Raw genomic sequence first — 18,322 nt, 5'->3', positions numbered from 1 at the left:
GGGTCATTGCCAGAATCCGGCGAGCTGCTCGGCACGGGCTCGGCCCTGCTCGTAACCAGCCCGGGCGGCGGGAGGGCGCAGCGACAGGTCCATCGCGTTGGCGCCGAACATGTGCTCCGACTCGCTGTCCGGGAAGATCGTCTCGACCGTGCTGCCGCCCTGTCGGAGCTCGTCGACCTGTGTTGCGAGATCAAGGTGCCAGTCGGGCGGGGTCCGGGTTCTTCCACCGAACGGCGACAGCACCAGCACCCGCCGGGATCCTGCAGCGAGATCGGCATTCTCGGCGTTGGACCGGTACCCGCCGTCGATGTACAGGGTGTCGCCGATGCGGTAGGGGAGGCCGCTGGCGCAGCTGGCGGCGACGGCGTCCACCAGGTGGACCCCGCTGTTGTTGCCGAACACGACCGGTTCACCGGTATGGGCATCGACCGCTGTGATGAGCACCGTTCGATGCGGCCAGTGCTGACTGGGCAATCGCGAGGCGACGGTGGCGCGCCAGTGCGCTTGCCAGGACCCGTCCGACGCTTCGGCCATCTCGAGTGCCGCCGCGCCCATTCTGCGGCGCATGTCAGCGGCATTCTCGGCGGCGGCGATGATCTTGCGCGTTCTCTCCAGGTGGTCGACTTCAGGCCTTACCGGAACGCGTCCTCGGTCGGATCGGTCCGGACGGGTCCGTTGCTGCGGGTTCGCGGCCAGAATCGCGGCGAACAGCTCGGTCGAGGTCGCGCCGGCGAGCTGTGCCGCGGCCGTCGACCCGGCTGAGGTTCCAATGGTCAGGTCGGCGGCGGTCACGTCGAGTCCGGCATCGAACAGCCCGGCGATGACGCCGATCAGCCATGCGTTGCCGGTGGACCCGCCGCCGCCGAGGACCAATGCTCGTTCGCCCCCGGCCGGCAGCCGATCCGCGGCGTCAACCCGGGGCTGATTGTGGTCGGATCGCGCACGTTCGGCGGCGGTCGTTGACGCGCTGATGTGCGGGCTCGAGGAGGGTGCTGTGGTGATGGGACTCGGGTTGATTGGGGTTGTGTCGAACGGGGTCGGACTGGTGGGGGTCGTGTTCATGGGAGGCGCCTTTCGCGAGTTGCTTGGCGGGCGCTCCCAAGGACGACTACCTCAGTCGCGGGGTCCTTCGTGCCGGAGAGCGCCCATTGCGGATACTGCGTACATGGGTCTCACCTCCTGTCGTTGGATGACGATGTCGGGATGGTCGCACAGCCGTGACGCGGTGCGCAATCGGCATGAAGCCCGTGCTGAGGCGCCGCTGAACGCTCGGCCGAGCAAGGGCACCGCCGAGCAAGGGCACCGCCGAGCAAGGTTCGTAATAAGACCGGATCAGAATGGCGGGGCATCGTCGTTGTTCTCGATCGGATCGGTGATCGGCAGCGCACCGCGGACCAGGTCGTCGTCCCATCCCTCGAGAGTCCAGGGGTCTGCGTGTGGCTCGTATTCCATCGAACGCCGGTTGAGGTGGTGCCGTAGCAGGAGGGTGGCCAGCATCTCCTCGACGGATACCTGACCTTCCCGGACTTCGGGGGTGACTTCCTGAGTGGCGACAATGGTGTCGAGTTGCTGAGCGGCAAGGCCTCCCGCCGTGGTGACCCACAACTCCGGCGCCACGACTTGATCCTTGGCCTTGGAATAGCAATGGCCGGTCGGACTGACCCAGCTCAATGTGTAAGCACTCGGATCGGGTCGGACCTGCCATTCAGTGTGATGCTTGAAAAGATGGTGGCGTCGACAAAATGGGGCGGTGTTTTCCATTGTGGTCGCACCGCCATTGTGCGGATCGTGGTGATCAAAGGGCTCGCGGTGGTCGATATCGCAGCGCCACACCGGTTGTCGACACGACGGAAACTGGCACTTCGTATGAAGTGCGGCGATGTGATCCCTGAGATCCTGCCTGGGCCGGTACGTCAGAGTTCCCACCTCGGTGACCGAGCCGGTACCCGAATCTGCGAGGGCGGCCGTGATGGTGGCTGCCGACGCCGCGATGCTTCGGGCAACGCCCGCGGTAATCGCTCCGAAGCCTGCTAAACGCCCCGGCAAATCGTTCAGGCCGGCGAGAGTTTCGAGGCCGATGATCACAGACAAGTGCGGCCGCCGACCCTGCCTCGTCATCGTTCGACGCGCTGTCGACTTGCTGCGGTCGATAGGTGCGGCAGGGGGCGCATTCAAAGTGGTGTGCTCCGAGATGCCACTGGCGCGAGTGTCGCCGGAGATAGACGCGATCGGAGCCTGGATAAGGCCGGGCACCTTCGAAACACACACTGCTGAGCCTGACGCGGGTCGTTGTTCCGAATCATCGTTCTCGGCGTCCGGTGTCCGGCCAGCAGCGTGGTCGGGTAGGTCAGCAGCGTGGTCGGGTAGGTCAGCACCGTGGTCGGGTAGCTGAGCAGCGTGGTCGGGTAGGTGAGTGCCGTGATCGGGCAGTGGATTGCCGAGGTAATGACTGAGGTCCAGATGCCCGTGGGTGAGGAGGTGGTCGGCGATGTCGACGAGCGCATCGACCCGACGAGCGCCGATTCCTCTGGCGTCGCCGTAGATACCGGCGGTTGCGGTCGCCAGGAGATCGCTGATCTGGAAGATTTTCACGGCACCCTCGGCCGGCAAAAAGGCTTTGAGAGTCGCCATCGCGTCCGGGAGTGCTGTCATCGCAAGATCTCGCCGCGCAGCAGCTGCCTTATGCCGTTCCTCGGATCCCTGTGGATCGACGGTGATGACGGCTTGGCCCGTGATCTCCCGCAGCTCACTCGTCGTGGTGCGTCCAGCACGGCCAAGCACCAACTTCTGCACCATCGCTGAGTGCTCGGGCGCAAGTGGAGCGCAGTGTTCGGCGATGACGCGGGCCTTACCCCGGTCCAGCGTCCCGTGCTCCAACGCTTCGAGCGTCGGCAGGAGGACCGTCGTCATGGTGTCGGCTTCACGAACGCGGATACCTGCCGTGACCGGCGAGATTCTCAACACCGCAGCGACTTCGGCCGAAGCCAACGAGGCCGCGGCATCGGCCACGAACATCTCAACGTTGGCGGGCGTGTCGTCCCCGGTGATGCAGTTTTTTCGCGCCAGGCGGGCCGCCAGCCTCATCGGATCGCCGGCCACGAATGGCTTGGCCAGCGCGGCCAGAAGCCGCATCTGGATCCCGGTGAGCAGCGAGAGTGCCTTTTCGGCTGCCTGGATCGCATCGACCAGGGCCGCTCCTGACAGCGAACTGCAGTCGACGGTGATGAGTGCAGAAAGCGACGTCGCATTCGCCGGTGCTGTGCCGACGGCCGCCCAATCGTTGCTGCGGCCAGGGCCCGAGTGCGCCACACTCTCTTCGAACACGTCTCGCTCCGATCAGGTCGTATGTTCGAATAGTAGCAGCTGAAGTGCAATGATGCTACGGTTCGGTGTGTGGATGTCGGCTCTACGGCAGCCCCCGAGAAGCAGGAGGATCAGATGGCTGCAGGAGAGGCGGCAGCTGTCGTGACGAATCGGTATCCGGCGGAACTGCTGACATGGCCGTTGTGTGGGGTCTGGGATCGACGAGAAGGCCCGAGCTGGAGTGCGCATTGCGATGTGCGCGCCAGATGTGCCGAGCGTGTGGCGTTCCGCGATTGCACCGCGGTGGGACTGATGTTCCCGAGCGCGGTTGGCAATCTCCCCAGGGCCAGTGCCGCGGCCTGGATTCTGGCCTGTCTGCGGTCGCTCTTGGGGAGATTCTCTGCCCGAGGTCAGGGCAGTGGAGGTCAGGGCAGTCGAGGCAATCTAGGCCAGCGCAAAAGAGGCCGACGCAGTACAGGTGAGCACAGCCAACCTGGACAGCGTCCATCCGATATCCAACACGTGGGTCAGCAAGCCCGAAATACACAACCGCGGCCCGACCGGAAGGTCGGACCGCGGTTGTGGCTGACGAGGATCGCTGCCGGTTTCGCAGAAGTCGGCGGCCCGGCGCTACAGCGCCAACAGAACCTCTGGATCGACCAACTTCTCGACCGCGGCCTTTGCCGACGTCGCGTCCTGCGCGTCGCGAGCGGCCGCTGCCATGGCCTCACAGGAGGCGAGATCGGTGCGGGACAACGCAAACCGGACAGCTGGTACTCCGGCGGGAGCCATCGACAAGCTACTGATACCGAGACCGACGAGGACCAGTGCCAGCAGCGGATCCCGGGCCGCTTCGCCGCAGACGCCGACGGGCTTACCCGCAGCCTTGCCGGCCTCACCGGTCGCCGCAATCAGATCGAGAACGGCGGGCTGCCACGGGTCCAGCAACTCAGCGAGCTCACCGGCCATCCGGTCCGTCGCCATGGCGTACTGCGTCAGATCGTTCGTGCCGATGCTCGCGAAATCGACGATCGGCATCATGTGCCGGGCACGCAACGCGGCGGCGGGTACCTCGACCATCATTCCGGCAACGGGCAACCCATGCTTGCGCACCTTGTCGGTGAACGCCTTCGCTTCGTGCACCGTGGACACCATCGGTGCCATCACCCAAACCTTGGCGCTCGTGGCCTTCGCGGCCTGTGCGATCGCCTCGAGCTGGTCGTCCAGCAGCTGCGGGAAACGGCGGTCCATCCGGTAACCGCGGACACCGAGCGCCGGGTTCTCCTCCTCCTCGCTGGGTGCGAAGGCGAGCGGCTTGTCAGCGCCCGCGTCGAGCGTCCGGATGACGACCTTGCGCTCACCGAAAGCAGTGAAGACCTTGGTGTACGCCTTGGTCTGGTCTTCGACGGTCGGCGCGGTCGCCGCGTCCAGGAACAGCACCTCGGTGCGGAAGAGCCCCACACCCTCGACGTCTTCCTTCGCCGCGCGCTCCGCGTCCTCGACCGCGCCGATGTTGGCGAGCAACTGAACCGCGACACCGTCTTTCGTCTTCCCTGCGCCGCCGGTGGCGGTCTTCAACGCCGCCCTGGCCTTGGCCCTGGCGACGATCGCCTCCCGCAGTTCGTCGTCGGGATCGATCACCACCGATCCGGACGCTGCATCGATTGCAACCGTCGCTCCGTCGGCGAGGTCCATCGCGCCCGGAACCCGGACGAGGCACGGCAGGTCGAGCTGTGCCGCGATGATCGCGGTGTGGCTCGTGGGCCCGCCGAGTTCGGTGACGATTCCGACGACGTAATTCAGGTCAAGTGTGGCGGTATCGGCGGGTGCCAGGTCATTGGCGACAATGACCGTCGGCTTGTCGAGCGCGGGCAGGCCGGGCTCGGGCAGACCGAGCACCTTGGCCACGATGCGGTCACGCACGTCGCGAAGGTCGGTGACCCGCTCCGCGAGGTAAGGACCACTCGCCTCGAGGATCTTGCAGAACCCCTCTACGGCCTGGTCGACGGCGGTCGCCGGGCCGGTGCCCGCCTTGATACGCCGCTCGACGTCCGAGATCAGCCCGGGGTCCTGGGCCATCATCGAGGTGGCTTCCAGCACGGCGGCGGTCGCTGCCTGCGCTGCGGCGGCACGAGCCCTCAAATTGTTGGCGACGAACTCGAAAGAGGCCCGAACCAGGTTCTCGGCGCTCAACGGGTCGGTAGCGGGCGGTTCGTTGGCCGGCGGACGGGCCGGGGGAGCGAGCTTGACCACCGTGCCGACCGCTGAGCCGCGACCGACGCCGATGCCGCTCAACGACGGCGTCACGGATCCCGCGGCGCTCTGCGCCTTCGAGGTGGGTGTCGAGGTGGTGGTCATCTATCGGTCATCTCCTGAGTCGAGAGGTGTTCCGGATCAACGTTGGCCAGACATGCGAGCCGTGGGCCGGACCGAACGGGAAGTGGTGCGAGCTGGTGATTTCTGGCGGTGGGCCGGTGCTGATCGGGCAGCGGGACGGAGCGGCTGCATGTGGTGTGCATGGCCGGTGATGCGGCGCCGACCGAATCGAGCGCGGGGGCGGCGGTGGAGCGTGGATCGCGTGAAGCTACGGGGAGTACATCGTCGCGTTGCAGCGGTAGAGCGGACCGCGGGGAAGGGACAGGACTTGCGTTGTCTAGTTGTTGCGATGCGTGTTTCAGACTTACCCCCCGCGGGCCATGACGCAACATGCCTACGCACAGAGCCCGCGGCGGGACAGGCCGCCGACGCGGAAAACGGCCGCAGACCCGGGGCACAGACAGGGCTCATAGGGCCCGTCCGAGCCGGTCAGGTCGAGACCGTCCGAGTCGGTCAGGCTGCGTCGTGGTCGATCTCGAGAAGCTCGACCAGCTGGTCGAGCGCCGCGTCCGCACCATCGCCCTCAGCGGTCAGCACCACTTCTTCCTGGCTGCCCACTCCGAGACCCATCACCATCAGGATGCTCCGGGCATCAACGGGATCTCCGCCGGACTTGGCGATGGTGACCGGCAAACCGGTGGCGGTCACCGCCTGGACGAAGAGCGAAGCGGGTCGGGCGTGCAGGCCGACGCGGGAAGCGACGGTGACGGTACGGCTGGGCATCAAGAAACTCCTTGGTCTTTCGATCGCTGTCGACCGAATGGGGCGGCTTACTGGTGCTGCGGGGTGTGTGGCCGGGGGAGTGGCATCCCGTGGCCGGGACTGCGAGCAGACATCGTCGCAGTCCCGGCCACGGTGTGCACGGTGGAACGGTTCAGGCGGCGACGCCCTCGCGGACGTCTTCCTGGTGCGCAAGTTCCTCGGTGTTCTTCTTGTCCAAGCTCATCAGGACGATGACGATGCCCGCGGTGACCACGGTGCCGATGGCGATCGCCAGCAGGTACAGGACCGGGCTGCTGACCAGCGGCAGGACGAAGATGCCGCCGTGCGGGGCGCGCAGTTCGTTGCCGAAGCCCATGACCAGTGCGCCGGTCACAGCCGAGCCCACCATGGTCGACGGGATGACCCGCAGCGGATGTGCGGCCGCGAACGGGATGGCGCCCTCGGTGATGAACGATGCCCCGAGGAGCCAGCAGGCCAGACCGTTGTCGCGCTCGGCCTCGGTCCACAGCTTCTTGCGGACAGCGGTGGCCAGCGCCATGCCGAGCGGCGGCGTCATACCCGCGGCCATGACGGCGGCCATGATGACCAGGGCGGTTCCACCGCTTGCGTTGGTGATCGCGGTGGTCAAACCGGCAGCGGCGAAGGTGTACGCAACCTTGTTCACCGGGCCGCCGAGGTCGAAGCCCATCATCAGACCCAGGACGATGCCAAGGACGATGGCGGTCGAGCCACCCAGGCTGGTCAGCCAATCGGTCAGCCAGAGGGTGGCGGACGCGATGGGCTTGCCGACGACGAAGATCATGAACAGGCCGACAACGATCGTCGACACCAGCGGGATCACCACGACCGGCATGACGCCGCGGACACCCTTCGGCACCCGCAGACGGGTCAGCGCATAGGCGATACCGCCGGCGGCGAAGCCGGAGACCAGACCGCCGAGGAAGCCCGCACCGAGCAGACCGGCCAGCAGGCCACCGACGATGCCGGGCACCAGGCCGGGCCGGTCGGCGATCGCGAAGGCGATGTAGCCGGACAGGATCGGCACCAGCATGAAGAAGGCGATCTTGCCCAGGGCGAACAGCACACCGGCGAAACCGGCTGCGGCCAGCAATGCGTCGAAGTCGCCGCTGGCGAAGTTGACCGGGAGGTTGCCTGCGATGTTCTCGTAGGTCACGCCCTCCCACTCGCCGCCGTACAGCTTGTAGACGACCTCTTCGCCGCCGAACAGGAAGCCCAGCGCGATCAGGATGCCGCCCGCGGCGACGAACGGGATCATGTACGACACGCCGGTCATCAGCCACTGCCGGACCTTGGTGCCGACACCGACCTTGCGGGTCCCGCCGCCGCTCGACGACGGCGCCGGGGTGGCGGCCGCCGCGGTCGCAGCCTCGGGAGTGCCTGCCTTGGGCGCGTTCTCGACCGCGGCAACGGCCGCGGCGAGCACACCCGGACCGTCGTGAACGGCCTTCTTGACACCGACGTCGATGAACGGCTTGCCGGCGAACCGGGACTTGCCCTTCACCTCGAGATCGGCGGCGTAGATGACTCCGTCGGCGGCGGCGATGACGTCGTCAGACAGCGGGACGGTGCCCGCGGAGCCCTGGGTCTCGACCTGAACCTCGTGGCCGGCAGCCTTACCTGCCTGCTCGAGATTCTCGGCCGCCATGTAGGTGTGCGCGATGCCTGTCGGGCATGACGTGACGGCGACGAACTTCATTGACCTCCCACCTCTCCTTGCACGTAGGAAGCCACCGACGCTGCGTCGGGGGCATCGATGATGGTCTGGCGGAACGCGGGCCGCACCAGCCGGCGGGCCAGCGCCGCCAGGATGGTCAGGTGCTCCGAGCCGCCGCCGGCGGGGGCGGCGATCAGGAACACCAGGGTCGCCGGGCCGTCGGGGGCGCCGAAATCGACTCCGGCGGGAACCCGGGCGAGGCCGAGGGACGGCACCGTCACATGCTCTGACCTGGCATGCGGCAGACCGATGCCACCGGGCATGCCGGTGGCCATCTGGGCCTCGCGGGCCGCGACATCGGCCAGGAAGCCTTCGAGGTCGGTGACCCGGCCGGCTGCCTGCAGCTTCTGCGCGAGTTGCCTGGTGGCGTCCGCCTTGTCGGTGGCCACCAGGTCGAGAACAACCAGATCTTCGGTGATGAGGTCTGTCATGCGACGTCCTTCACTGCTTGGAGGGGATCGGGATCTGCGACGACGCGAACGGCGTCGGCGCAGGCGTGCGTTTCTTGCGGGCCAGGAACAGTGCTGCCGGGAAGCAGGCAGGCGGCCCTGCCCCAGGCCACCGCCCCGGCAAGTCGTTCGGCGGGTGTGCCGATGGTGTGCAGGTATCCGGAGAGCGTGGAGTCGCCGGCGCCCACGGTGCTGCGCGGAACCAGGGGCGGACCGCCCGCCCACCACGAACCTTCGGCGGTGATCAACAGGGCGCCGTGGCCGCCGAGGCTGACCAGGAGGTCCTTACAGCCGCGCGCCCGGAGTTGCCGGGCAGCGTCGACCACGTCGCCGACGGTGATCAGCGGCGTGTCGATCAGCTCCTGGAGTTCTTCCAGATTGGGCTTCACGACGGTGGCACCGGCGTCGATGGCGGCCGCCAATGCCGGGCCGGAGGTGTCGATGGCGACCGGAACACCCAGTCCCACTGCGGATTTGGTGATACGCGCGTAGAAGTCGTCGGGTGCCCCGGCGGGCAGGCTGCCCGCCGCGACGAGCCAGCTCGGCCTGGCCACCAGTTCCTTGTCGACGGCATCGAGCAGTGCGGCGACCTCCGACTCGGACAGTGTTGCGCCCGGCTCGTTCAGCTTGGTCGTGGTGCCATCGGACTCGACCACGGCGATGTTCGTCCGGATGGCTCCGCCGATGGGCACCGCGACGGTCGAAACCTGTTGCGGCGTTAGCAATCCGACCATGCGCTGTGCATCATCACCGGCCGGCAGGATCGCCGTGGTGCGGTGCCCGTGCTTGGCCAGTGCCCGAGCGACGTTGACGCCCTTGCCGCCCGCCTCCACCAGCGCCTGGCCGGTGCGCTGAACCTCACCGCGGACCAGGACGTCGACCTCGACCGTGTGGTCCAGGCTCGGGTTGGGGGTGACCGTCACGACGGGCCCGGCGAGCGGTGATGCGTAGACGGAAGCGTCGGCGGGTCCCGATGGGGACGCGGAACCACTCGTCATGCGCGAATCACCTCCGGTCCTGCCTCTTCGATCTCTCGGGCCATGTCGGCATCCACCTCGCTGTCGGTGATGATGGTGTCGACCTCGGAGAGGTCGGCAACCTGGGCGAACTCGTCGCGGCCGAACTTGGAATGGTCGGCCAGGACGACGGTGCGTCGGGCGGAGCGGGTGAGCGCACGTTTGACCGCCGCCTCCGCCAGGTCTGGAGTGGTCAGCCCGCGACCGGGGCTGACGCCGTTCGTGCCGAGGAAGGCGACGTCCGCGAAAATCGCAGCGAGGTCGCGCTCCGCCCAGCTGCCGACGGCAGCCAGCGTGCCCGGCCGGACCTGACCGCCGACCAGATGCAGGGTCAGGTTGGTCCGCTCGGCCAGCATCGCGGCGATCGGCAGTGCATGGGTCACGACGATGAATCGCCGGTCGGCGGGCAGCATCTCGGCGAACCGCACGGTCGTGGTGCCGGCGTCGATGATGATCGAGCCGCCGTCCGGCAGCTGGTCGAGGGCGGCCTTGGCGATGCGGTCCTTCTGCTCGGCATTGATCCCGAACCGCTGGTCGACCGCGAGTTCCATGCTCAGCCGCTCGACCGGGATGGCACCGCCGTGCACCCGGCGCAGGACGCCGCGGCGCTCGAGTCCGGTCAGGTCGCGCCTGATGGTCTCCGGCGTCACCTCGAAGACGTCCGCGAGGGTGTTGACGTCGACACGGCCCTCGGAACGGGCGCGGCCGAGGATGGCCTGCTGCCGTTCGGGTGCGTACATGTCGACTCCGTTGTCGTAGCTGGTTGCTGGTTGCTAGTTGTGGTTGCGATTGCTGAGGGTCTGGACGGTTGCCGGGCGGCGGTTGGGGAACTGCCATGCCGCAACAGGACTCGTGCTGATCGTGGCCCGGATGCTCTCGTTCTGCGACTTGACTGTGTGGCTGTGAACACAGTTATAGGGCCTTGGGAAGCCCATGTCAACAGATACGGAAAAGAAACGGAAGCAATCGGCGCTCCAAGGCTGTTGGAACATGTCCGGATGTCCGTATGCGGTTTTGATCGTGATGACTTCGAGATCGAGTTGTGCTCACGCGAGAATCCCGCCCGTCGCTCGGTTATCACCGCTAGGTGTCCGAAACTGCTGTATTCGTCCAGGTTGTCGCTTTCCGGCAGGGCTGCGGCGCGGGCGCTGTGCGATGAACCAGGCGACCCGGTGTCACGTGGGAGACTGGGCAGCGAGATGACCAAGACCCTGCCCCTGATCTTCACCGCCCCGCGCCGCGGCATGCCGCCGGTGCACTTCGCCGACCTTGATCCCGCCGGCCGACGCGACGCCGTACGGGAAGCCGGCCAGCCCGCGTTCCGCGCCTCCCAGTTGGCTCACCACTACTTCACCGGCCTGACCCGTGACGCCGCGGACATGACGGATCTACCGGTGGCCGGCAGGGCTGAGTTCGTCGACGCCCTGATGCCCGAGCTGCTCACCGAGATCAGGTCGATTGCCTGCGATGACGGCGACACCCGCAAGACCCTGTGGCGTGCGCACGACGGGACGCTGATCGAATCGGTGCTCATGCGGTACCCCGGCAGGATCACGCTCTGCGTATCGAGCCAGGCGGGGTGCGGCATGGCGTGCCCGTTCTGTGCAACCGGACAGGGCGGACTGCAGCGGAACCTGTCGACGGCGGAGATCGTCGAGCAGGTCCGACTGGCGGCCCGGTCGGCCCGGGACGGCGCACTGGGTGCTCCCGGGCGGCTCTCGAACGTCGTCTTCATGGGCATGGGTGAGCCGCTGGCCAACTACAAGCGCGTGCTGGCGGCCGTCAAGATCATCACCGCGCCGGCGCCGGAAGGACTGGGCATCTCCGCCCGCTCGGTGACCGTCTCGACCGTCGGCCTGGTGCCCGCCATCGAGAAGCTGACCGCGGAGAACATGCAGGTTCGGCTCGCCGTCTCACTGCACACCCCCGATGACGAGCTCCGGGACACCCTCGTACCGGTCAACGACCGCTGGAAGATCGACGAGGTGCTGCGTGCCGCGCGCGCCTACGCCGACACCACCGGCCGGCGGGTGTCTATCGAGTACGCGCTGATCAGGGACATCAACGACCAGCCGTGGCGCGCCGACCTGCTGGGGGAGTTGCTGCGCCGGCATCTCGGCCAGTTGGTGCACGTCAACCTGATCCCGCTGAACCCGACGCCAGGGTCGCAGTGGGACGCCTCGCCGAAGCCGGTGCAGGACGAATTCGTCCGTCGGGTTCGGGCTCAGGGCGTGGCCTGCACGGTGCGCGACACCAGAGGTCAGGAAATCGCGGCGGCCTGCGGGCAGCTGGCTGCCGCGGTGAAGTTGCGGGGGCGGTGAAGTTGCGGGGGCGGTGAAGTTGCGGCGGCGGTGAAGTAGTGGGGTCGCCGATCCAAGAAGGAAGAGCTGCCTAAGGGCGCCGCGCCCGTTCCTTCCGCAGAGCGATCTCGCCGGAGATCAGCCAGAGCGCCATCAAAGTGCCCAGTGCCACCAGCCACCAGTTCTCTACCAGCGATTCATGGTTGCCGATCGTCAACAGGAAGATCCCGGCGACACCCAACCAGAGCAGGAATCGGCTGCCGCGCGGAGCCATTTCACGCCAGGTTCCGTGCCAGCCCCACTCCTCGCTGGGTGCATCAGGGTTGTAGGTGACCATCTGGCCCGGCTGGACGCGGGCGACCGCAGAGCCGTGCTCCTCGTTGTCGCCCGCTTCGGAACGGCGCTCGAGTGACGTGCCGGCCACGGATCCTCCCGATCAGGGTCGTACTGCTCGCTGGACTGACAGCCATGATCGCATGCGCCGGGGCGTCGCGGCACTCAGGGTGCGGCCCGCCGGGTCAGCTCCACGACTGCGCTCAGCTTCCGCTCGCCGTCCACCGTGGTCGCCTCCAGTCGCAGGCTGGCCCTGGTCGGGCTGACCCAGCCCCGGATGGTCGAGCCGACGGCGAGCGTCCTCGGCACCCGTACCGTGCCGCTGCTCTCGCACGGTTGCAGGTCGGTTTCGTTGTCCACCAACAGGTTCGGCGGCAGGACGCCGCGAACCGGCTGGTCGTCGATGAGCACCCCGGACAGCGTGGTGCGGCCCTCAGCGCCGCTGCCGGCTTCCGATCCGGTGGTCAGCCACCAGGTGCGGTGCACCGCACCCGAGTCCTCGGTCGAGGCCGAATACACCGAAACGCCGGGTACCCCCGCCGGGGTGATACCGAGCGACAGGGACAGCGGGTTGGGGTCACCGAACGGCCCCGTTCCGCTCGCCGGCTGCAGCGCCAGTTCGGCCGCACGGGTATACGAGGAGCTGCCGCCTTCGTCGGCGCACCGGCCGGTCACGGTGATCGTCATCTCCGCGGTTCCGGTCCACGCCGCCGGCAGCGGCAGGCCCGAACCGGGCAGCGTGCTGGCTGTCGACGTGGGGGTGACCGGTCCCCGCGAGCGGTCCGTCGTGGGGTCGGAGCTTTTCGTCGTGCCGCTGCCGGACACGGTCGGCGAGGACGCGGCGGAGGTGGTGGGCGATGCGCTGGGTTCCGCCGGTGCGACCGTGGACGACGCCGCCGGGCTGCCGTCGGTGATCTGGATCAGCCCCCAGACCACGGCCACCGAGCACACCAGGGCGGCGACCATGATCGTCGTCACCCACCTGGCGCTGAGGGTGGTCCGGGGCGGCATCCCGCCAGTATGTGCGTCACCGCCGGGCTTTCCCGGTTCGGTGGGTGTCGGGAGCGGTCGGCATGCGACGTCGAGGGAGCAAGCGCGCCACGTCGAGGGAGCAAGCGCGCCACGTCGAGGGAGGAAGATGGGTGGGTGACGTCTCGTTGGCCCGACCATCCCTCGGCAGCTGCCGTGCTGCCCGGTCCCGGAACACCGGGCCGCCGCCGGATCATCCTGCTGGGCTCGACCGGCTCGATCGGCACTCAGGCGCTCGACGTGATCGCTGCGCACCCGGAGATGTTCGAGGTCGTCGGGCTCGCCGCCGGGGGAGCGCAGCCCGAACTGCTGGCTGAACAGGCGGCCGCGCACCCGGGTGCGGCGCTGGCCGTGGCCACGGTCTCGGGCCGTGTTCCCGGTGCGGCGTTGGCCGGTCCTCGGGCAGCCACCGAACTGGTCGAGTCGGTCGACGCGGATATCGTGCTCAACGGGATCACCGGTTCGATCGGCCTCGAGCCGACGCTTGCCGCCCTGCGGGCCGGCCGGGTGCTGGCGCTGGCCAACAAGGAATCGCTGGTCGCCGGCGGCTCGCTGGTGGTGGATGCCGCCTCGCCGGGCCAGATCGTCCCGGTCGACTCGGAGCACAGCGCGCTGGCCCAGTGCCTACGCAGCGGCGCCGGTACGGAGGTGGCCAAGCTGGTCGTCACCGCGTCGGGCGGTCCGTTCCGCGGGCGGACGGCGGCGCAGATGGAGGAGGTCACCGCCGCGCAGGCGCTGGCCCATCCCACCTGGGCGATGGGGCCGGTGGTCACGATCAACTCGGCCACCCTGGTCAACAAGGGTCTCGAAGTCATCGAGGCGCACCTGCTGTTCGGGATCCCCTACGAGCGCATCGACGTGGTCGTCCACCCGCAGTCGGTCATCCACTCCATGGTGACCTTCGTCGACGGGTCGACGATCGCGCAGGCCAGCCCGCCGGACATGAAGCTGCCGATCGCGCTCGCCCTTGCCTGGCCGCACCGGCTGGACCGGGTAGCGGCGGCGTGCGATTTCGGCACGGCCAGCTCGTGGACGTTCGAACCGGTCGACCGTGCCGCGTTCCCGGCCCTGGACCTGGCCATCGCCGCCGGTGAGGCAGGCGGAACGGTGCCGGCGGCGTTCAACGCGGCCAATGAGGAGGCGGTCGACGCCTTCCGCCGCGGCCACCTCGGTTTCACAGGCATTTCCGATGTGCTGGGGCGCATCCTTGACGGGGCCGACCATGTCCGGAGCAACCCGCGGGATGTGCAGGACGTCTGGGCCACAGAAGACTGGGCTCGCGCGCGGGCCCGGGAAATTGTCAGGGCACGGGACGCGCAGGCCCCGAACAGCAGGATGGGGGCGGCACGCTGATGTGGACCGTGATCGGGATCGTTCTGTTCGTCCTTGCGCTGCTGTTCTCCATCGCATGGCACGAACTCGGCCACCTGACGTTCGCCAAGCTGTTCAACGTCCGGACCACCCAGTACATGATCGGCTTCGGCAGGACCCTGTGGTCCAAGCAGGTCGGCGAGACGGAGTACGGCGTCAAGGCGGTCCCGCTCGGTGGCTACATCCGAATGATCGGGATGGTTCCGCCCGGGCCGGACGGCCGGCAGAAGATCAGCACGACCGCGATGGGCGCGGCCGGCATGGTCCGCAACATCGTCGAGGAGACCAGGGCCGGTGACCGGTCCCAGGTGACCGCGGCCGACGAGGGCCGGCAGTTCTACCAGCTGCACCCCGCGAAGCGCATCGTGGTGATGGCCGCCGGGCCACTGATGAACCTCATCCTCGCTGTCGGCATCTTCGGCATCCTGCTCGTCGGCATCGGCGTACCGACCCAGAGCACGACCGTGTCGACCGTCAGCCAGTGCGTGATCCCGGCCGCCGCAGCCGGGACCGCGCAGCGCAGCGAGTGCACGCCGTCCGACCCGCAGACGCCGGCTGCTCTCGCCGGACTACTTCCTGGCGACACCATCGTCGGCTTCAACGGCACGCCAGTCACCTCCTGGGGGCAGCTGACCGACCTGATCAGGGCTTCCGCCGGCCAGACGGTGCAGCTGCAGTACGTCCGCAACGGCCAGCAGGTCACCGCGGCGGTGCCCATCGTGCAGACGCAGCGCCCGGTGATCGACGATGCCGGTCAGCAGATCGGCATTGCACCGGCCGGGTTCCTCGGGATCTCGGTCACCGCGCCCTACGTGCAGCAGTCCGTCGGCGCGGGGATCGGCCGGACTGGTGATTTCATCGCCGCCGCGGCCAAGGCGGTGGTCGCGATTCCCGCCCGGATCCCGGCGCTGTGGGACTCGATCTTCAGCGGCACCGACCGCGACATCAACTCGCCGGTCGGCATCGTCGGCGCGGGCCGCATCGGCGGCGAGATCCTGGAATCGGACAGCACCAGCACCACCGACAAGTGGGTGCTGTTCCTCAATCTGGTCGCCGGCTTCAACATGAGCCTGTTCCTGCTGAACATGCTGCCGCTGCTGCCGTTGGACGGCGGGCACATCCTGGGCGCGATGATCGAATGGGTGCGGAAGGGCTGGGCTTCGGTCCGACGGAAGCCCGATCCCGGCCCGTTCGACGTGGCGAAGCTGATGCCGGTCGCCTACGTGGTGGCATTGTTGTTCATCGGGCTGACCGCCCTGACGCTCATCGCCGATGTCGTGAACCCGGTCAAGCTCTTCGGCTGAGCCGCACCCTGCGCACACCCACCGTCCGCCCGATCCCATTTCGAGAAAGCCGTCCGATGTCTGTCACCAGTCCGTCCGGAGCCACACCACCTGTGACCGGTCCCACCCCCATCGGTTTGGGCCTGCCGAGCATGCCCGCCGACCGCGTGGTGCCCGTGCTGTCACCGCGCCGCAAGACCCGGCAGCTGGACGTCGGCGGCATCGGTGTCGGCAGCGATTCCCCGGTGTCCGTTCAGTCGATGACGACGACCGTCACCGCGGACATCAACGCGACCCTGCAGCAGATCGCCGAGCTCACCGCTTCCGGCTGCCAGATCGTCCGGGTGGCGGTCCCGACGAACGACGACGCCGAGGCGCTGGCCATCATCGCGAAGAAGTCGCAGTTGCCGGTGATCGCCGACATCCACTTCCAGCCGAAGTACGTCTTCGCGGCGATCGACGCAGGCTGCGCGGCCGTCCGGGTGAACCCGGGCAACATCAAGGCGTTCGACGACAAGGTCGGCGAGATCGCCAGGGCGGCCAAGGACGCCGGCACCCCGATCCGCATCGGCGTGAACGCCGGATCGCTGGACAAGCGGTTGCTGGCCAAGTACGGCAAGGCGACGCCCGAGGCGCTGGTCGAATCTGCGCTCTGGGAATGCTCGCTGTTCGAGGAGCACGACTTCCGGGACATCAAGATCTCCGTCAAGCACAACGATCCGGTGATCATGGTCCGGGCGTACGAGCTGCTGGCAGAGCAGTGCGACTACCCCCTGCACCTCGGCGTGACCGAGGCCGGCCCGACGTTCCAGGGCACCATCAAGTCGGCCGTGGCGTTCGGCGCCCTGCTGTCCAAGGGCATCGGCGACACGATCCGGGTGTCCTTGTCCGCCCCGCCGGTCGAGGAGGTCAAGGTCGGGCTGCAGATCCTGGAGTCGCTGAACCTGCGCGAACGGGGACTGGAGATCGTCTCGTGCCCGTCCTGCGGGCGCGCGCAGGTGGACGTGTACACCCTCGCCGAGCAGGTCACGGCCGGTCTCGAGGGGCTGGACGTCCCGCTGCGGGTCGCCGTCATGGGGTGCGTCGTCAACGGGCCCGGTGAGGCGCGCGAGGCCGACCTCGGGGTCGCGTCCGGGAACGGCAAGGGGCAGATCTTCGTCAAGGGCGAGGTCATCAAGACGGTCCCGGAGTCGCAGATCGTCGAGACGCTGATCGAGGAGGCCATGCGGCTCGCCGACGTCATGCGCGATGCCGGCGTGACGAGCGGGGAGCCGTCCGTCACGATGGCTTGAGCCGTCGCGCTCGGACCCGGTACGGCACCGGCATCCGCACCCGGCTGGTCTGGCATTGTGTGCGAATAGTTTCCGCCGACATCGCGAAGGCAATCCGTTGACGACTTGTGCACGGCCGCTCCGTTCGTGGACGGGCGGTCGCGCGCGTGCCTGCGGCGCCGGGCGGTTCCAGTGCTGACGGCCAGCTTCGCCCGGGTGCTGGGTTCGTCGCACACCGCGCAGGTGTCGAGAGTGCTGGCTGCCGACCCGATCTCGTCGTGCATGGTGGCCGCCCGGTTCGAGCAGGTCGGCATGAACGAGGCGGCGATGGGCGGCCAGTTCTGGGGTGTGGGCGGCGGCCGCGACGGCCTGCTGTTCGCCGGTGCGTCGATGGTCCCGCTGTCCGGCGACGCGTCCTCGATGCGGTCGTTCGCCCAGATCGCCGCCCGCCGGGGACGCAAGTGCGCGACCATCCTCGGTCAGGCGGACCTCGTGCTGCCGCTCTGGGAGCGACTGGAGCCCAAATGGGGTCCGGCCCGGGACGTCCGCGCCGATCAACCGCTGATGGCCTGCGCCGCCCAGCCGCGCGGGCCGCTGGACCCGCAGGTCCGGCCGGTGCGTCCCGACGAGATCGACACCTATTTCCCGTCCGCGGTGGCGATGTTCACCGAGGAGGTCGGCATCGACCCGCGCACCGGCGACAACGGCCGCGGCTACCGCGCGAGGATCGCCGAGCTGATCGGCTCCCGCCGCGCGTACGCCCGGTTCGACGGCCAGACGGTCATCTTCAAGGCCGAGATCGGTTCGCTGTCCAACAGTGTCGCGCTGATCCAGGGTGTCTGGGTGCATCCGGACTTGCGCGGTCGCGGGCTCGCGTCACCGGCCATGGCCACAGTCGTGCGGTCGATCCAGGACGACCTGCACCGGGTGCCGAGCCTGTACGTCAACGCCTACAACGTGGCCGCGCGCAGGACGTACACCCGCATCGGGTTCGAGCAGGTCGGCACGTTCGCGTCGGTGTTGTTCTAGCTCGATGAGCCGGTCGGTTCGGGTGCCGTCAGGATGACGGCCATGTCAGGGCGCGCCGATGCCCGTCCTGACCAGCCTGCGGGCCGCCGCTGGGGATACTGGGG

The 18,322-nt window shown here is 68.1% G+C and carries 15 protein-coding genes; 5 read left to right on the top strand and 10 right to left on the bottom strand.

Translation table 11 applies throughout. The features are described 5' to 3' along the window. Positions 1-3: 3 nt before the first annotated feature. From ACVBEQ_RS03220 to ACVBEQ_RS03185, 8 genes are all read right to left on the bottom strand, one after another. Positions 4-1,062, bottom strand: a complete 1,059-nt coding sequence (locus tag ACVBEQ_RS03220) for a patatin-like phospholipase family protein (protein ID WP_447151980.1) — start codon at positions 1,060-1,062, stop codon at positions 4-6. A gap of 270 nt (positions 1,063-1,332) precedes the next feature. Continuing rightward, positions 1,333-3,324, bottom strand: coding sequence for an HNH endonuclease signature motif containing protein (locus tag ACVBEQ_RS03215; RefSeq protein ID WP_447151979.1), 1,992 nt, complete (start codon positions 3,322-3,324; stop codon positions 1,333-1,335). Between the two features lie 609 nt (positions 3,325-3,933). Then, entirely contained in the window at positions 3,934-5,661 is a 1,728-nt protein-coding gene (gene ptsP, locus ACVBEQ_RS03210) for a phosphoenolpyruvate--protein phosphotransferase (protein WP_447151978.1), read from the bottom strand. A gap of 471 nt (positions 5,662-6,132) precedes the next feature. Beyond that, entirely contained in the window at positions 6,133-6,402 is a 270-nt protein-coding gene (locus ACVBEQ_RS03205) for an HPr family phosphocarrier protein (RefSeq protein WP_447151977.1), read from the bottom strand. Positions 6,403-6,553: 151 nt separating this feature from the next. After that, on the bottom strand, positions 6,554-8,119 hold the full coding sequence (locus ACVBEQ_RS03200; protein ID WP_447151976.1) for a PTS fructose transporter subunit IIC: 1,566 nt from the start codon (positions 8,117-8,119) through the stop codon (positions 6,554-6,556). After that, on the bottom strand, positions 8,116-8,568 hold the full coding sequence (locus ACVBEQ_RS03195; RefSeq protein WP_447151975.1) for a PTS sugar transporter subunit IIA: 453 nt from the start codon (positions 8,566-8,568) through the stop codon (positions 8,116-8,118). The genes ACVBEQ_RS03200 and ACVBEQ_RS03195 overlap by 4 nt, the downstream gene beginning before the upstream one ends. Then, complete coding sequence (pfkB, locus tag ACVBEQ_RS03190; RefSeq protein WP_447151974.1) at positions 8,565-9,584, bottom strand: 1-phosphofructokinase; 1,020 nt, start codon at positions 9,582-9,584, stop codon at positions 8,565-8,567. Before pfkB ends, ACVBEQ_RS03195 begins: the two co-directional genes overlap by 4 nt. Further along, positions 9,581-10,342, bottom strand: a complete 762-nt coding sequence (locus ACVBEQ_RS03185; protein ID WP_447151973.1) for a DeoR/GlpR family DNA-binding transcription regulator — start codon at positions 10,340-10,342, stop codon at positions 9,581-9,583. Before ACVBEQ_RS03185 ends, pfkB begins: the two co-directional genes overlap by 4 nt. A gap of 459 nt (positions 10,343-10,801) precedes the next feature. On the opposite strand from ACVBEQ_RS03185, the gene rlmN reads away from it, so the two are divergent. Then, positions 10,802-11,923: a dual-specificity RNA methyltransferase RlmN gene (rlmN, locus tag ACVBEQ_RS03180; RefSeq protein ID WP_447151972.1), complete on the top strand. Its 1,122-nt coding sequence runs from the start codon at positions 10,802-10,804 to the stop codon at positions 11,921-11,923. Positions 11,924-11,993: 70 nt separating this feature from the next. On the opposite strand, the gene ACVBEQ_RS03175 is transcribed toward rlmN, so the two are convergent. After that, positions 11,994-12,326, bottom strand: a complete 333-nt coding sequence (locus ACVBEQ_RS03175; protein ID WP_447151971.1) for a DUF2631 domain-containing protein — start codon at positions 12,324-12,326, stop codon at positions 11,994-11,996. Between the two features lie 74 nt (positions 12,327-12,400). Continuing rightward, positions 12,401-13,246 (bottom strand): hypothetical protein, encoded by an 846-nt coding sequence (locus ACVBEQ_RS03170; protein WP_447151970.1) that lies wholly within the window; start codon positions 13,244-13,246, stop codon positions 12,401-12,403. A gap of 210 nt (positions 13,247-13,456) precedes the next feature. Between ACVBEQ_RS03170 and dxr the strand changes: the two genes are divergently transcribed. From dxr to ACVBEQ_RS03150, 4 genes are all read left to right on the top strand, one after another. After that, complete coding sequence (dxr, locus tag ACVBEQ_RS03165; protein WP_447152174.1) at positions 13,457-14,617, top strand: 1-deoxy-D-xylulose-5-phosphate reductoisomerase; 1,161 nt, start codon at positions 13,457-13,459, stop codon at positions 14,615-14,617. Then, positions 14,617-15,939: a M50 family metallopeptidase gene (locus tag ACVBEQ_RS03160; protein WP_447151969.1), complete on the top strand. Its 1,323-nt coding sequence runs from the start codon at positions 14,617-14,619 to the stop codon at positions 15,937-15,939. Before dxr ends, ACVBEQ_RS03160 begins: the two co-directional genes overlap by 1 nt. Before the next feature lie 56 nt (positions 15,940-15,995). After that, a complete protein-coding gene (gene ispG, locus ACVBEQ_RS03155) occupies positions 15,996-17,210 on the top strand; it encodes a flavodoxin-dependent (E)-4-hydroxy-3-methylbut-2-enyl-diphosphate synthase (RefSeq protein WP_447151968.1) in 1,215 nt (404 codons plus the stop codon). Positions 17,211-17,381: 171 nt separating this feature from the next. After that, on the top strand, positions 17,382-18,218 hold the full coding sequence (locus ACVBEQ_RS03150) for a GNAT family N-acetyltransferase (protein ID WP_447152173.1): 837 nt from the start codon (positions 17,382-17,384) through the stop codon (positions 18,216-18,218). Positions 18,219-18,322: the final 104 nt, after the last annotated feature.

The sequence above is a fragment of the Nakamurella sp. GG22 genome, assembly GCF_052976845.2.
Note: the sequence above shows the minus strand (reverse complement) of the source record. Positions and strands in the feature narration are given on the sequence as shown.

Excerpts from the sequence above, each read along its gene's own strand:
- ACVBEQ_RS03220 (WP_447151980.1), bottom strand. The coding sequence starts at position 1,062 with ATGAACACGACCCCCACCAGTCCGACCCCGTTCGACACAACCCCAATC.
- ptsP (WP_447151978.1), bottom strand. The coding sequence starts at position 5,661 with ATGACCACCACCTCGACACCCACCTCGAAGGCGCAGAGCGCCGCGGGA.
- ACVBEQ_RS03205 (WP_447151977.1), bottom strand. The coding sequence starts at position 6,402 with ATGCCCAGCCGTACCGTCACCGTCGCTTCCCGCGTCGGCCTGCACGCC.
- ACVBEQ_RS03200 (WP_447151976.1), bottom strand. The coding sequence starts at position 8,119 with ATGAAGTTCGTCGCCGTCACGTCATGCCCGACAGGCATCGCGCACACC.
- ACVBEQ_RS03195 (WP_447151975.1), bottom strand. The coding sequence starts at position 8,568 with ATGACAGACCTCATCACCGAAGATCTGGTTGTTCTCGACCTGGTGGCC.
- pfkB (WP_447151974.1), bottom strand. The coding sequence starts at position 9,584 with ATGACGAGTGGTTCCGCGTCCCCATCGGGACCCGCCGACGCTTCCGTC.
- ACVBEQ_RS03185 (WP_447151973.1), bottom strand. The coding sequence starts at position 10,342 with ATGTACGCACCCGAACGGCAGCAGGCCATCCTCGGCCGCGCCCGTTCC.
- rlmN (WP_447151972.1), top strand. The coding sequence starts at position 10,802 with ATGACCAAGACCCTGCCCCTGATCTTCACCGCCCCGCGCCGCGGCATG.
- ACVBEQ_RS03170 (WP_447151970.1), bottom strand. The coding sequence starts at position 13,246 with ATGCCGCCCCGGACCACCCTCAGCGCCAGGTGGGTGACGACGATCATG.
- ACVBEQ_RS03160 (WP_447151969.1), top strand. The coding sequence starts at position 14,617 with ATGTGGACCGTGATCGGGATCGTTCTGTTCGTCCTTGCGCTGCTGTTC.
- ispG (WP_447151968.1), top strand. The coding sequence starts at position 15,996 with ATGTCTGTCACCAGTCCGTCCGGAGCCACACCACCTGTGACCGGTCCC.